Raw genomic sequence first — 13148 nt, 5'->3', positions numbered from 1 at the left:
ATTCTCGATCAGTCGGCTAGCCACGGTATAGTAACCCGTTCACGCCAAGGAGCCGCCCCATGCGCCAGAAACCCACCGTTCTCAGCCGCGAGATCGTCGCCAGCAGCCGCCTGTTCCGGGTCGAAGCCGTGCAGTTGCGCTTTTCCAACGGCACCGAGCGCACCTACGAGCGATTGGTCGGCCGTGGCAACGGTTATGGCGCGGTGATGATCGTGGCCATGCTCGATACCGAGCACGCGGTGCTGGTCGAGGAATATTGCGGCGGCACTGATGAGTACGAGCTGTCCCTGCCCAAGGGCCTGATCGAGCCGGGCGAGGACGTGCTGGCTGCCGCCGACCGGGAGCTCAAGGAAGAGGCTGGGTTCGGCGCGCGCCAGCTGGAGCACCTCACCGAGCTGTCGCTGTCGCCCGGCTACATGAGCCAGAAGATCCAGGTGGTGCTGGCCTCGGACCTGTACGAAGAGCGCCTGGAGGGCGACGAGCCCGAGCCGATGCGGGTCGACAAGGTCAACCTGCGTGAGCTTTCGGCGTTGGCCATGCACCCGCAGTTCACCGAAGGTCGGGCGCTGGCGGCGTTGTACCTGGCCCGCGACCTGCTGATCCAGCGTGGGGTATTGAGCGTATGAACGATCGGCAGTTGATGCAGGACGTGGTGGCGCTCGCCCGCTTGGCCGGCGAGGCGATCCTGCCGTTCTGGCGCGCCGATGTGGCGGTGACCAGCAAGGCCGACGATTCGCCGGTGACCGCTGCCGACCTGGCGGCTCATCGGGTGATCGCGGATGGTTTGCAAGCGCTGGCACCGCAGATACCGGTGCTGTCCGAGGAAGACTGCGAGATCCCGCTGGCCACCCGCCAAGGCTGGCAGCGCTGGTGGCTGGTCGACCCGCTGGATGGCACCAAGGAGTTCATCGCCGGTAGCGAGGAGTTCACCGTCAATATCGCGTTGATCGAGAACGGTGAGGTGGTATTCGGGGTGGTGGCAATGCCGACCAATGGCCGCTGCTATTTCGGTGGCCGCGACCTGGGGGCCTGGCGTATGGAGCGTGAGGGTGTCGCGCAGCCGATCCAGGTGCGCAACGCGCCGGCGCAGGGGGCGAAGTTCACCGTCGTCGCCAGCCGCCGGCATTCCAGCCCGCAACAGGAGGCCCTGCTGGCCGGGCTGAGTGGCGCAGTGGGTGAGCTGGAACTGGCCAATATCGGCAGTTCACTGAAGTTCTGCCTGCTGGCCGAAGGCAGCGCCGACTGTTATCCGCGCTTGGCGCCGACTTCTCAGTGGGATACCGCAGCTGCGCAGGGCGTGCTGGAAGGGGCCGGGGGCGAGGTGATCGGGCTGGATGGGTTGCCGTTCCGGTATCCGGCGCGGGAGTCGTTGCTCAATCCGTTTTTCCTGGCGTTGCCCAAGGCTGCCGGCTGGCGGCAGGCGCTGGTCGAGCTGGCAGGCGCGATCCGAGTTTGAGATAGCCGCGGGCTGCTTTGCAGCCCATCGCGACACAAGGCCGCTCCTACAGGGGATCACGTTTCCCTGTACGAGCGGCCTTGCCGAGGCGTCGGACCGGTCGGAAAGGGGTGTGAAGCGCTCCCAAGCCTTCAGCGATGCAAAACGTACTGGCCACTGAATTTCACGGCAGGCTCGTCGTTCCCCTCGTTGCTCACCACCGTCTCCAGTGTCAGCCGCGCCCGCCCGCGACGCTGGTACATCGTCAGGAACCGCGCCCAGGTTTTCTCGTCCGGCGCCGGGCACTGTGCCACCGCTGTGCCGGTCACCGGCAGCGGATAACTGATCTGCCCTTCCTGGATGACGATATGCCCGTCATCGATCCCCAGCTCGCGCAGGCGCAGGTGCAGCCAGCCCCAGCCGACCAGCACCGCGCCGCAGTACAAGCTGCCGCCGAACATGGTGCTCTTGTGGTTGACGTTGGGCGCCAGCGGCAGCTTCAGGCGCAGGCAATGCTGTTGCCAATCGAGGACTTCCATCCCCATGTCGCGGGTCAACGGAATATCACTGTGCAATACCGATTGCAGGTACTGGCTGTCGGTGCTCATGGACGGTTTTCCTCCTGGTCGTCGTGCCCGCCACCGCCGTCGAAGCTCAGGCCGTGCTTGCGCAGTTTGTCGTGCAGGGTCTTGCGCGGGATGCCGAGGGCTTCGGCGAGGCTGCGCATCGAGTTGTGCGGTTGGCCCAGTTCGGCGGCGATCAGCGAGCGTTCGAACTGCTCGACCTGTTCGCTGAGATTGCCGGTCGGCACGGCCACCTGGATGTCAGGGGGCGCCATGGGCACCTGGCCATCGAGGGCTAGCTCCAGGCCCAGGGCGAAGCGTTCGGCGGCGTTCTGCAGTTCGCGCACATTGCCCGGCCAGTCGTGGCGCAGGAGCATGGCGCGCTGCGCCGGTTGCAGGCTGTGGGGCGGCAGGCCGTGGCGCTCGCTGGCGGCGTCGGCGAAGTGCTGGAACAGCACGAGGATGTCGTCGCCGCGCTCGCGCAACGCGGGGATGCGCAGCGGCGCGACATTGAGGCGGTAGTACAGGTCGGCGCGGAAGCGGCCCTGGTCGGCGGCCTGGCGCAGGTCTTCCTTGGTCGCGGCGATGATGCGGATATCCAGCGGGATCAGTTGGTTGCCGCCCAAGCGTTCGACCACCCGTTCCTGCAGCAGGCGCAGCAGCTTGACCTGCACGTCCAGGCTCATGCTCTCGATCTCGTCGAGGAACAGCGTGCCGCCGTTGGCGAACTCGAACTTGCCGATCCGGCGTTTCTGCGCGCCGGTGAACGCCCCGGGCTCGTGGCCGAACAGCTCGCTCTCGACCACAGACTCGGCCAGGGCGCCGGCGTTGATCGCCACGAACGGGCCGTCGCGGCGGCTCGACAGGTCGTGCAGGGCACGGGCCACCACCTCCTTGCCGGCGCCGGTCTCACCGAGGATCAACACGTCGGCGCGGGTGCCGGCGAGGGCGCCGATCTGCTCGCGCAGGCGCTGCATGCCCGGCGACTGGCCGACCAGGCGCGTGGCCAATTGCTGGCGGTCGCTCAGGGCCAGGCGCAGGCTGCGGTTGTCCAGCACCAGGCGGCGCAGGGCCAGGGCGCGGCGCACGCTGTCGAGCAGGGCGTCGCTGGCGAAGGGTTTTTCGAGGAAGTCGTAGGCCCCGGCGCGCATGGCCTGCACCGCCAGCGGCACATCGCCGTGGCCGGTGATCAGCAGCACCGGCAGTTCGCTGTCGCGGGCATGCAGTTGTTCCAGCAGTTGCAGGCCATCGATGCCGGGCATGCGGATATCGCTGACCACCACTCCCGGCCAGTCTTCCTCGATGCGCCCGGCCAGACCCTGGGCGTCGGCCAGGGCCACCACCTTGAGCCCGGCCAGGTCCAGGGTCTGGCTCAGCGCCTGGCGCAGGTGCGGGTCGTCGTCGACCAGGAGCACCTGGGCGCGGCTGTCGATCAGTGTCTCGGTCATGCCGAGGTGTCCTCCGAAGATTGCAGATTGGCGCCAGGCTTGGCCACGCGCAGTTTCAGCGTCAGCAGGGCACCGCCTTCCGGGTGGTTGCCCAGCAGCAGCTCACCGCCCAGTGCATGCATCAGGCTTTCGCAGATGGCCAGCCCCAGCCCCAGGCCCTGGGTGCGGGTCTTGGTGGTGAAGAACGGCTCCTTGGCATGCTCCAGGGCCTGGCGGCTGAAACCGGGGCCATTGTCGCGGATGTACAGGTAGACGCAGTCATCCTGGCGTTCGGCACTCAGCCACAGCCGGCGTGGGTTGGCCTTCTCGGTGAGGGCATCGAGGGCGTTGGCCAGCAGGTTGCCCAGCACCTGGCGCAGGCGTGTTTCGCCCGCTTGCACCCACAGAGTGGCTTCCGGCAGGTCGCGCACCAGCTCGACGGCCATGGCCCGGCGGCGCTTGGCCAGCAGCGCGAGGGCGTCGTCCAGGGCCGGTTGCAGGGCCACGCTTTCCGGTGCGTGCTGGTCGCGGCGGGCGAAGGCGCGCAGGTGGGCGATGATCGAGGCCATGCGCCCGGTCAGCTCGCCGATCAGCTTGAGGTTGCCGCGTACGTCCTCGGTGCGCTGATGATCGAGGAGGATCTCGGCATTCTCGGCGTAGCTGCGGATGGCCGCCAGCGGCTGGTTGAGCTCGTGGCTGATGCTCGCCGACATGGTGCCGAGCACCGACAGCTTACCGGCCTGGACCAGCTCGTCCTGGGCGCGTACCAGCTCCTGCTGGGCGTTTTCGCGTTCGAGCACCGCGCTCTTGAGCCGGGTGTTGAGGCCTTCGAGGTCGGCGGTACGTTCGATCACGCGGTGCTCCAGTTCCTGGCGGGCACGGGCCTCGAAGTCGATGCGGTCGATGTAGTGGCGGCGGCGCTGCATCACCAAGCCGGCCAGGAGCATGGTCACCAGCAGCGCGCCGCCGCCGATGGCCATGACCGTCTGCACCGAGCGATCGACCAGCAGGCGCGGGGCAAGGATGCTCACCTGCCAGCCGGTTTCCTTGATGTCGCGGGTCTGGATCAGCCAGGCGGCCTGGTCGAGGGTCAGCGGCTGTGGCGCCTGGGTCGGGTAGGGCTGGATGGCGACGATGGCCTGGCGCTCGGCCGCGGTCAGCTCGCGGGTGGCGCGGAACCGCCAGTCCGGGCGCGAGGTGAGCACCACCACGCCGTTCTGGTCGGTCAGCAGCAATTGTTCCGGGGTGCGGCCCCAGAGGGTCTCGGTGTGGTCGAGGTCGACCTTGACCACCAGCACGCCGATCACCTTGTCGCGGTCGTGCACGGCGGCAGCGAAGAAGTAGCCGCGCTTGGCCGAGGTGGTGCCCTGGCCGAAGAAGCGCCCCAGGTGGCCTTCCATTGCTTCGATGAAGTAGGGGCGGAACGAGAAATTGCGGCCGACGAAACTGTCCTGCTTGTCCCAGTTGGAGGCGGCCAGGGTGTTGCCGCTGACATCCATCAGGTACATCACCTCGGCGCCGGTCTGCTGGGTGATGTGTTTGAGCAGGCGGTTGGCGTTGGTCACCGCCTCGAGACGAAACGGGTCGGCCAGCACGCCACGCAGCGCTGGCAGGTCACCGAGGATTTGCGGCAGGGTCTCGTAGCGGTGCAGGGTGCCCAGCAGGTTGGCGACGTAGAGGTCGAGGGTCTGGCGGTTCTGCGACGCCAGCTCGTCCTGGTAGTAGCGCTCGGCCAGGTGGTGCAATGGCCACAGCAGCGGGGCCAGGCACAGCGCCAGCAGGGCCAGGCTGCGCCAGCGGGGGCGGCGGGGGCGGCGGGGAGGCGTGGGTCTTGGGATCATTACGATAAGGGCGCCAGTAGGGTCTGGCGCAATTATGCGCTACTTGAGGCAGTCGATGAGTGCATCGTGCCAGTGCGGTTGGCTGACCTGCCATTCGCGGGCCAGACGCGAACAGTCCAGGCGTGAGTTGAGCGGTCGCTTTGCCGGTGTAGGGTAGTCGCGGGAAGGGATCGGCAGCAGTTCGGCGCAGGGCAGGCCGCGGGCCTTGAGCTGTTCGCCGATGGCCTGGGCGAAGCCGAACCAGGAGGTTTCACCCTGGGCGGTCAGGTGGTAAGTGCCCCAGGCGCCGGCCTGGCCGCTCTGCCAGCGCTCGATCAATGCACGCGTACTGGCGGCAATGGTGGCTGCCCAGGTCGGTGCGCCGACCTGGTCGTCCACCACTTTCAGTTGAGCGCGTTGCTGAAGCAGGCGCTGCATGGTCAGCAGGAAATTACGCCCATGCAGCGAATAGATCCAGCTGGTGCGCAGGATCAGGTGCTCCCCGGCGACAGCGGTGATGGCCAGTTCACCTGCCAGCTTGCTGCGGCCATAGACACTCAGCGGGCTGGGGGTGTCGTCTTCGTCGTAGGGGGCTGACTTGCTGCCGTCGAAGACATAGTCGGTGGAGTAGTGGATTAGCGGTGCGCCGAGCCGTGCGGCTTCTTCGGCCAGCACCCGGGGTGCTTCGGCGTTGATGGTGTAGGCTTGCCGCGTCTCGCTTTCAGCCTGGTCGACCGCGGTGTAGGCGGCGGCGTTGATGATCAGCGCCGGGGCAATCTGGCGCAGCGTGGCGCGCAGTTGTTCCGGGTGAGCCAGGTCGAGCCCGTCGCGACCGACCCGCTGCACATCACCCAGGCCGCTCAGGGCGTCCTGGAGTGCCAGCGCGACCTGGCCATGGCGGCCACAGACGAGGATCCTCATGGGAACAGCTGCGCATCGGCAAATGATGTGGCGGCCTGGTCCTTGGCCGACAGCAATGGTTGCAGGCCGTCCAGCTGCCAGTCGATGGCCAGTTGAGGGTCGTCCCAGCGAATGCTCTGCTCGGCGTCGGGGTTGTAGTAGTCGGTGGTCTTGTAGAGCACCTCGGCCGACACGCCCAGAACCCGGAAGCCATGGGCGAAACCGGGTGGCAGCCACAGCTGGCGGTGGTTGTCGGCGGACAGCCTCACCGCTACCCACTGCCCTAGGGTCGGCGAGCGGCCGCGGATGTCCACCGCAACGTCCAGGATCTCGCCCTGCAGCACGCGGACCAGCTTGCCCTGGGCATTTTGCAACTGGTAGTGCAGGCCGCGCAGCACACCTTGACCTGAGCGGGAGTGGTTGTCCTGGACGAACGGCGTGTCGATGCCGGTTTGCAGGGCGAAGTCGCGGGCGTTGTAGCTTTCGTAGAAGAACCCTCGGCTGTCACCGAACACCTTGGGTTCGATGATCAGGACCTCCGGGAGCGCGGTGGCAATGATGTTCATGGGTACTCTTCGGCCAGCTGGCTCAGGTATTGGCCGTAGCCGGTTTTTTGTAGTTCGCAGGCCTTGGCCAGCACCTGCTCGCGGCTGATCCAGCCCTTCTGGAAAGCGATTTCTTCTAGGCAGGCCACCTTCAGCCCTTGGCGATGTTCGAGGGTCTGCACATACTGCGAGGCCTCAAGCAGGCTGTCGTGGGTGCCGGTGTCGAGCCAGGCGAAGCCACGACCAAAGCGTTCGACGCGCAGGTCGCCGCGTGCCAGGTAGGCATTGTTGATGTCGGTGATCTCCAGTTCGCCGCGGGCTGATGGACGAATGCCCTTGGCGATGTTCACCACGTCGTTGTCATAGAAGTACAGGCCGGTCACGACGTAGCTGGACTTGGGGTGTAGGGGTTTCTCCTCGATCGACAGCGCTCGGCCATCGGCGTCGAACTCAATCACGCCGAAGCGCTCCGGGTCCTTGACCCAATAGCCGAACACCGTGGCGCCCGAGGGCTGTTGCACCGCGCGCTGCAATTGTTCGCTGAAGCCCTGGCCGTGGAAGATGTTGTCACCGAGGATCAGGCACACGGCATCGTCGCCGATGAACGATTCACCGATCAGGAACGCCTGTGCCAGCCCGTCGGGTGAGGGTTGTTCGGCATAGCTGATGCGGATCCCGAACGGGTTGCCGTCGCCGAACAACTGGCGGTACTGCGGCAGGTCCTGAGGCGTGGAGATCAGCAGGATGTCGCGGATGCCGGCGAGCATCAGCACAGAGATCGGGTAGTAGATCATCGGCTTGTCGTAGATTGGCAGCAGCTGCTTGGAGACGCCGAGGGTGATGGGGTGCAGGCGGGTGCCGGTGCCGCCGGCCAGGACGATACCCTTGGTCATGCGATCAGGCCCTTGAAGTCGGCGTTGCCCAGGCGCTGGCCCCGATAGCTGCCGTCCTGGACCTGGCGGCACCACTCGAGGTTGGCCAGGTACCACTGCACGGTCTTGCGCAGACCCGAAGCGAAAGTCTCTTGGGGCATCCAGCCGAGATCGCGCTCGATCCTGCCGGCATCGATGGCGTACCGCAGGTCATGGCCCGGGCGATCGCGGACGTGGGTGATCAGGTCGGCGTAGCGGGTCACGCCGGCCGGATGGTCGGGCGCCAACTCTTCCAGGAGGGTGCACAGGGCATGCACCACGTCGATGTTGCGCTGCTCGTTGTGGCCGCCGACGGTGTAGGTCTGGCCGACTTCACCCAGGGTCACGACCTGAAGCAGGGCGCGCACGTGATCCTCGACATACAGCCAGTCGCGGACCTGCCGGCCATCGCCGTACACCGCAAGCGGTTTTCCGGCCAGGGCATTGAGGATGGTCAACGGGATCAGCTTTTCGGGGAAGTGATACGGGCCGTAGTTGTTGGAACAGTTGCTGATCACTGTCGGCAGGCCATAGGTGCGGTGCCAGGCGCGCACCAGATGATCGGCTGCCGCCTTGCTCGCTGAGTAGGGGGAGCTGGGCGCGTACGGGGTGTTTTCATCGAACAGGTCGTGGGTGCCTTGCAGGTCGCCGAAGACCTCGTCGGTGGAGACATGATGGAAGCGGAACGCTCCGCGGGCCTGTTCGTTCAGTGTGCTCCAGTAGACGCGGGTGGCCTCCAGCAGGCTGTAGGTGCCGACGATGTTGGTCTGGATGAAGTCCGCAGAGTCGTCGATGGAGCGGTCGACATGCGACTCCGCGGCCAGGTGCATGATTGCGTCTGGCTGGAACCTGGCAAGCACGGCGCTGACACTCGCCTGGTCGGCGATATCGGCCTGGACGAATTCATAGCGGCTGTTGCCGGCGACTCGCAGCAGCGATTGCAAGTTGCCCGCGTAGGTCAACTTGTCGAGGTTGAGCACCTCATGATCGGTGTGATCGATCAGGTGACGAACCAGGGCCGAGCCGATGAAACCGGCGCCGCCGGTGACGAGAATGCGCATGTACGGGTGCCTGTTTGGAAAGCGTATTGCCAGGAGCGTAGCTTGTTGGCTGGCATCGCTTGTGGCAAGTCGTGAATGCAGGACGGCCTGTCGTCTGTGCAGGGATGCCACTTGCTTATCGGCAGCCGCGATGGCGATATAGGCGACAAAAAACGAGGTTCCCGTCCATGCCCCTGAGTACCCTGATCCAGCGTTCCAGCCAGCCCGGCCCCTCCCTCGGCGAGGCCCATGCTCATGCCTTGTTGCGCTCGCATTACGATCTGCAAGGCAGCCTGCAGGCGCTAGGCAGCCAGCAGGACCTCAATTTTCGCGTGGACAGCGTTCAGGGGCGGTTCGTGCTCAAGGTCTGTCATGGCAGCTATGCGGCGATCGAACTGCAGGCGCAGCATGCGGCCCTGGCGTTTCTGCGTGGGCAAGGCGTGCCGGTGCCGGTGGTGCGCCCGGCGAACACGGGTGAGCCGCTGCTGGAACTCGAGATCGATGGCCAACCATTGCGCGCCCGTCTGCTCGATTATATCGATGGTCAGCCTCTGACCCGCCTGGGACACCTGCCGGCGCGGGTGATGGCCGAGCTCGGCACGCTCTGCGCCGAGGTCGACAAGGCGCTGGCCGGCTTCGACCACCCGGGCCTTGAGCGTACCCTGCAGTGGGATCCACGGCACGCCTCGGTGCTGATCGAGCACCTGTTGCCGGTGTTGCAGGATATCCAGCGTCGCGAGCAGGTGGTACAGGTCGCACGGTTGGCGGCCGCTCGCCTGCAACCGCTGGTCGGGCAATTGCCGGTCCAGGCCGTGCACTTGGACATCACCGACGACAACGTGGTCTGGGCCCGCGACGACCAGCGCCAATGGCAGGTGCAGGGTGTCATCGACTTCGGCGACCTGCTGCGGACCTGGCGTATCGCCGATCTGTCGGTGACCTGCGCGGCCCTGCTGCACCACGCCGAGGGCGACCCGTTGCGCATCCTGCCGGCGATCAGCGCCTACCACGCGGCGAATCCGCTGCAGGAGGCGGAGCTGCGTGCCTTGTGGCCGCTGGTGCTGAACCGCGCCGCGGTGCTGGTGCTCAGCAGCGAACAGCAGCTGGCGGTCGATCCGGACAACCAGTACACCCGCGACAACATCGCCCATGAATGGGAGATCTTCGATACCGCCTGCTCCGTACCCGCCGCGTTGATGGAGGCGGCGATCCTGAACGCGGCGGGCCAGGTGCCCGTGATGCCGGACATGAGCGGTTGCGTCGCGTTGCTGCCGAGCCTTGCCGGGCAGCCGGTCGCCCGGGTCGACCTGGGCGTGCTCAGCCCCCTCTGCGAAGCGGGCAACTGGGAGCAACCGGGCTTCGACCAGCGTATGCTCGCCGCCCAGCCGGGCCCTGCGTGCAGCCTCCATGGACAGTACCGCCTGTCTCAAACCCATATCGATCAGCCTGAAGAGCCGGCCACCTGTGCCCTGGGCGTGGAGCTGAACCTGTTGCCCGGCAGCCCGCTGCAAGCTCCCGAGGCCGGTGTCTGGCAACGCATCGGAGATGGCCGCGGTTGCCTGCGGACCGCGCACTGGAGCCTGTGGCTCGCCGGCCTGGAAGAGGCGCCGGCCGATGGCCAGGCGCTGCTCAAGGGGCAGGCGCTGGGTGCGACCTGCGGCTTCCTCAGTGTGCAGCTGTGCCTGGATGCCGATACCCGCCCACCGTTCTTTGCCACGCCGTCCCACGCCGCAGCCTGGCTGGCCTTGTGCCCGTCACCGCGCTCCCTGCTGGGCTTTGACTGCGATGCCGAACCACTGGCCGACCCACAGGCCCTGCTGGCCCGACGCGATGCCAGTTTCGCCCGCTCGCAGAAGCATTACTACGCCCAGCCGCCGCACATCGAGCGCGGCTGGCGCAACTACCTGATCGACATGCAGGGCCGTTCGTACCTGGACATGCTCAACAACGTCGCGGTGCTCGGCCATGGCCATCCGCGCATGGTCGCCGAGTCGGCGCGCCAGTGGTCGCTGGTCAACACCAACTCGCGCTTCCACTACGCGGCCATTGCCGAGTTCTCCGAGCGTCTGCTGGAAGTGGCTCCGGAAGGCTTCGACCGGGTATTCCTGGTCAACAGCGGCACCGAAGCCAACGACTTGGCGATCCGCCTGGCCTGGGCCTACAGCGGCGGGCGCGACCTGCTCAGCGTGCTGGAGGCCTACCACGGCTGGTCGGTGGCCACCGACGCGATCTCCACCTCCATCGCCGACAACCCCCAGGCCCTGGAGACCCGCCCGGACTGGGTGCACCCGGTGGAGGCGCCGAACACCTTCCGCGGGCGTTACCGGGGCGCTGACAGTGCCGCCGACTACTTGCGCGATGTCGATGCCAAGCTGGCCGACCTCGACACCCGTGGCCGCCAGCTGGCCGGGATGATCTGCGAGCCGGTGTACGGTAACGCCGGGGGCATCTCGTTGCCGCCGGGCTACTTGCGCGAGGCCTATGCCAAAGTGCGACAGCGCGGCGGGGTGTGCATCGCCGACGAGGTGCAGGTCGGCTATGGGCGCCTGGGTGAGTACTTCTGGGGTTTCGAGGAGCAGGGCGTGGTACCGGATATCATCACCATGGCCAAGGGCATGGGCAACGGCCAGCCGCTGGGCGCGGTGATCACCCGGCGCGAGATCGCCGAGGCGTTGGAGGCCGAGGGCTACTTCTTCTCCTCGGCCGGGGGCAGCCCGGTCAGTTGCCGCATCGGCATGGCGGTGCTGGATGTGATGCGCGACGAAGGACTGTGGGACAACGCCCGTGACGTCGGCCGCCACTTCAAGGCACGCCTGCAGGCGTTGGTCGATAAATATCCGCTAGCTGGCGCCGCCCACGGTTCCGGGTTCTACCTGGGGCTGGAACTGGTGCGCGATCGCCAGACCCTGGAGCCGGCGACCGAGGAGACCATGATCCTGTGCGATCGCCTGCGCGAGCTGGGGATCTTCATGCAGCCGACCGGCGACTACCTGAACATCCTCAAGATCAAGCCGCCGATGTGCACCACGCGGGCGAGCGTGGACTACTTTGTCGACTGCGTGGAGCGGATTCTAGGTGAGGGCTTATAAAATCGATTCTTATCGATTTTCAATGGCGCCTTATGCGAAAACGGTCTCGTGACTTGCTTTAAAAGTCGATATTTATCGGATATAAGTGTTCGCCATTGAACAGCCGGGACCGCTTTGCGGTCCTTTCGCGACGCAAGGCCGCTTCTACAGGGATAGCGTTCGACCTGTGGGAGCGGCCTTGCGTCGCGAAAGGCGCGCGTAGCGGGCCCCGGACCACCGACAGTTGCCATTAGAGGTCATCGATGAAAACGCTCAACTCGACCCCCCGCGCCGACGGTTTCCACATGCCCGCCGAGTGGGCCCCGCAAACCCAGGTGTGGATGGTCTGGCCGGAGCGCCCGGACAACTGGCGCCTGGGTGGCAAGCCGGCGCAGGCCGCGCACGTGACCCTGGCCAAGGCTATCGCCCGTTTCGAGCCGGTTACCGTGGCGGTGTCCGCCGGCCAGTACGCGAACGCCCGTCGCCAGCTCGACCTGCCGAACATCCGTGTGGTCGAGATCAGCAACGACGATGCTTGGGTGCGTGACACCGGTCCGACCTTCGTCATCAACGACCACGGCGAAGTGCGTGGCGTGGACTGGGGCTTCAACGCCTGGGGCGGCTTCGACGGTGGCCTGTACGCCCCCTGGAACCGCGACGAGGAGTTGGCTGCCAAGGTCATGGAAATGGAGCGTGTGCAGCGCTACCACACCGAGGGCTTCGTGCTCGAGGGCGGTTCGATCCATGTCGACGGCGAAGGCACCCTGATCACCACCGAGGAATGCCTGCTCAACCGCAACCGCAACCCGCACCTGAACCGCGAGCAGATCGAGGAGATCCTGCGCGAGCACCTGGCGGTGGAGACCATCGTCTGGCTGCCGGATGGCCTGTACAACGACGAAACCGATGGCCACGTCGACAACTTCTGCTGTTACGTCAGCCCCGGCGAAGTGTTACTGGCCTGGACCGATGATTCCAATGACCCCAACTACGCGCGTTGCCACGCCGCCTACGAGGTGCTGAAAAACACCCGTGACGCCAAGGGGCGCGAGTTCGTGGTGCACAAGATGCCGATCCCGGGCCCGCTGTATGCCACCCAGGCAGAATGCGACGGCGTCGATCACGTGGTGGGCAGCCAGGAGCGCGATCCTTCGGTACGCCTGGCCGGTTCCTATGTGAACTTCCTGATCGTCAACGGCGGCATCATCGCCCCGAGCTTCGACGACCCGGCCGATGCGCAGGCCAGAGCGATCCTGGCCAAGGTCTTCCCGGATCACGAAGTGGTGATGATCCCGGGGCGTGAGCTGCTGCTTGGCGGTGGCAATATCCACTGCCTGACCCAGCAGCAGCCGGCGCCGGTAAAACGTTGACCGGCCAATGAATGAAAAACCCGTCGAGCGACGGGTTTTTTTATGCTCGCGATAGTCGGTCGTGCGGCA

General features: G+C 66.1%; 11 protein-coding genes. 4 read left to right on the top strand and 7 right to left on the bottom strand.

The window, feature by feature from the left end:
* Positions 1-59 precede the first annotated feature (59 nt).
* Both nudE and cysQ read left to right on the top strand, forming a co-directional pair.
* Positions 60-626, top strand: coding sequence for an ADP compounds hydrolase NudE (gene nudE, locus K5H97_RS27975; protein WP_028689194.1), 567 nt, complete (start codon positions 60-62; stop codon positions 624-626).
* A complete protein-coding gene (gene cysQ, locus K5H97_RS27970; protein WP_028689193.1) occupies positions 623-1456 on the top strand; it encodes a 3'(2'),5'-bisphosphate nucleotidase CysQ in 834 nt (277 codons plus the stop codon). Before nudE ends, cysQ begins: the two co-directional genes overlap by 4 nt.
* Positions 1457-1587: 131 nt before the next feature.
* Here cysQ and K5H97_RS27965 read toward each other — a convergent pair whose 3' ends face one another.
* Genes K5H97_RS27965 through rfbB form a run of 7 tightly spaced genes read right to left on the bottom strand, consistent with a single transcriptional unit; the run spans position 1588 to position 8662 of the window.
* Positions 1588-2043, bottom strand: coding sequence for a thioesterase domain-containing protein (locus K5H97_RS27965; protein WP_028689192.1), 456 nt, complete (start codon positions 2041-2043; stop codon positions 1588-1590).
* The gene (locus K5H97_RS27960) at positions 2040-3446 is read right to left on the bottom strand and encodes a sigma-54-dependent transcriptional regulator (RefSeq protein WP_028689191.1); all 1407 of its coding nucleotides are present in this window, start codon (positions 3444-3446) and stop codon (positions 2040-2042) included. The genes K5H97_RS27965 and K5H97_RS27960 overlap by 4 nt, the downstream gene beginning before the upstream one ends.
* Complete coding sequence (locus K5H97_RS27955) at positions 3443-5266, bottom strand: sensor histidine kinase (protein ID WP_028689190.1); 1824 nt, start codon at positions 5264-5266, stop codon at positions 3443-3445. The genes K5H97_RS27960 and K5H97_RS27955 overlap by 4 nt, the downstream gene beginning before the upstream one ends.
* A gap of 39 nt (positions 5267-5305) precedes the next feature.
* Positions 5306-6166, bottom strand: a complete 861-nt coding sequence (gene rfbD / locus K5H97_RS27950; RefSeq protein WP_028689189.1) for a dTDP-4-dehydrorhamnose reductase — start codon at positions 6164-6166, stop codon at positions 5306-5308.
* Positions 6163-6711 (bottom strand): dTDP-4-dehydrorhamnose 3,5-epimerase, encoded by a 549-nt coding sequence (rfbC, locus tag K5H97_RS27945; RefSeq protein WP_028689188.1) that lies wholly within the window; start codon positions 6709-6711, stop codon positions 6163-6165. Before rfbC ends, rfbD begins: the two co-directional genes overlap by 4 nt.
* The gene (rfbA, locus tag K5H97_RS27940; RefSeq protein ID WP_028689187.1) at positions 6708-7583 is read right to left on the bottom strand and encodes a glucose-1-phosphate thymidylyltransferase RfbA; all 876 of its coding nucleotides are present in this window, start codon (positions 7581-7583) and stop codon (positions 6708-6710) included. The genes rfbC and rfbA overlap by 4 nt, the downstream gene beginning before the upstream one ends.
* Complete coding sequence (rfbB, locus tag K5H97_RS27935) at positions 7580-8662, bottom strand: dTDP-glucose 4,6-dehydratase (protein ID WP_028689186.1); 1083 nt, start codon at positions 8660-8662, stop codon at positions 7580-7582. Before rfbB ends, rfbA begins: the two co-directional genes overlap by 4 nt.
* A 167-nt stretch (positions 8663-8829) precedes the next feature.
* On the opposite strand from rfbB, the gene K5H97_RS27930 reads away from it, so the two are divergent.
* Both K5H97_RS27930 and aguA read left to right on the top strand, forming a co-directional pair.
* A complete protein-coding gene (locus tag K5H97_RS27930; RefSeq protein ID WP_028689185.1) occupies positions 8830-11730 on the top strand; it encodes an aminotransferase in 2901 nt (966 codons plus the stop codon).
* 242 nt (positions 11731-11972) lie between these two features.
* Positions 11973-13079 carry an agmatine deiminase gene (gene aguA / locus K5H97_RS27925; protein ID WP_028689184.1) on the top strand — a complete coding sequence of 369 codons (1107 nt, stop codon included), beginning with the start codon at positions 11973-11975 and terminating at the stop codon, positions 13077-13079.
* Positions 13080-13148: the final 69 nt, after the last annotated feature.

The organism is Pseudomonas mosselii, assembly GCF_019823065.1.
GTDB classification, from domain to species: Bacteria; Pseudomonadota; Gammaproteobacteria; order Pseudomonadales; family Pseudomonadaceae; genus Aquipseudomonas; species Aquipseudomonas mosselii.
The sequence above is the reverse complement of the archived record's forward strand: the minus strand, read 5'-3'. Positions and strand labels throughout refer to the sequence as shown.

Coding starts and splice junctions, on each gene's coding strand:
- nudE (WP_028689194.1), top strand. CDS start 60: ATGCGCCAGAAACCCACCGTTCTCAGCCGCGAGATCGTCGCCAGCAGC.
- cysQ (WP_028689193.1), top strand. CDS start 623: ATGAACGATCGGCAGTTGATGCAGGACGTGGTGGCGCTCGCCCGCTTG.
- K5H97_RS27965 (WP_028689192.1), bottom strand. CDS start 2,043: ATGAGCACCGACAGCCAGTACCTGCAATCGGTATTGCACAGTGATATT.
- K5H97_RS27960 (WP_028689191.1), bottom strand. CDS start 3,446: ATGACCGAGACACTGATCGACAGCCGCGCCCAGGTGCTCCTGGTCGAC.
- K5H97_RS27955 (WP_028689190.1), bottom strand. CDS start 5,266: ATGATCCCAAGACCCACGCCTCCCCGCCGCCCCCGCCGCCCCCGCTGG.
- rfbD (WP_028689189.1), bottom strand. CDS start 6,166: ATGAGGATCCTCGTCTGTGGCCGCCATGGCCAGGTCGCGCTGGCACTC.
- rfbC (WP_028689188.1), bottom strand. CDS start 6,711: ATGAACATCATTGCCACCGCGCTCCCGGAGGTCCTGATCATCGAACCC.
- rfbA (WP_028689187.1), bottom strand. CDS start 7,583: ATGACCAAGGGTATCGTCCTGGCCGGCGGCACCGGCACCCGCCTGCAC.
- rfbB (WP_028689186.1), bottom strand. CDS start 8,662: ATGCGCATTCTCGTCACCGGCGGCGCCGGTTTCATCGGCTCGGCCCTG.
- K5H97_RS27930 (WP_028689185.1), top strand. CDS start 8,830: ATGCCCCTGAGTACCCTGATCCAGCGTTCCAGCCAGCCCGGCCCCTCC.
- aguA (WP_028689184.1), top strand. CDS start 11,973: ATGAAAACGCTCAACTCGACCCCCCGCGCCGACGGTTTCCACATGCCC.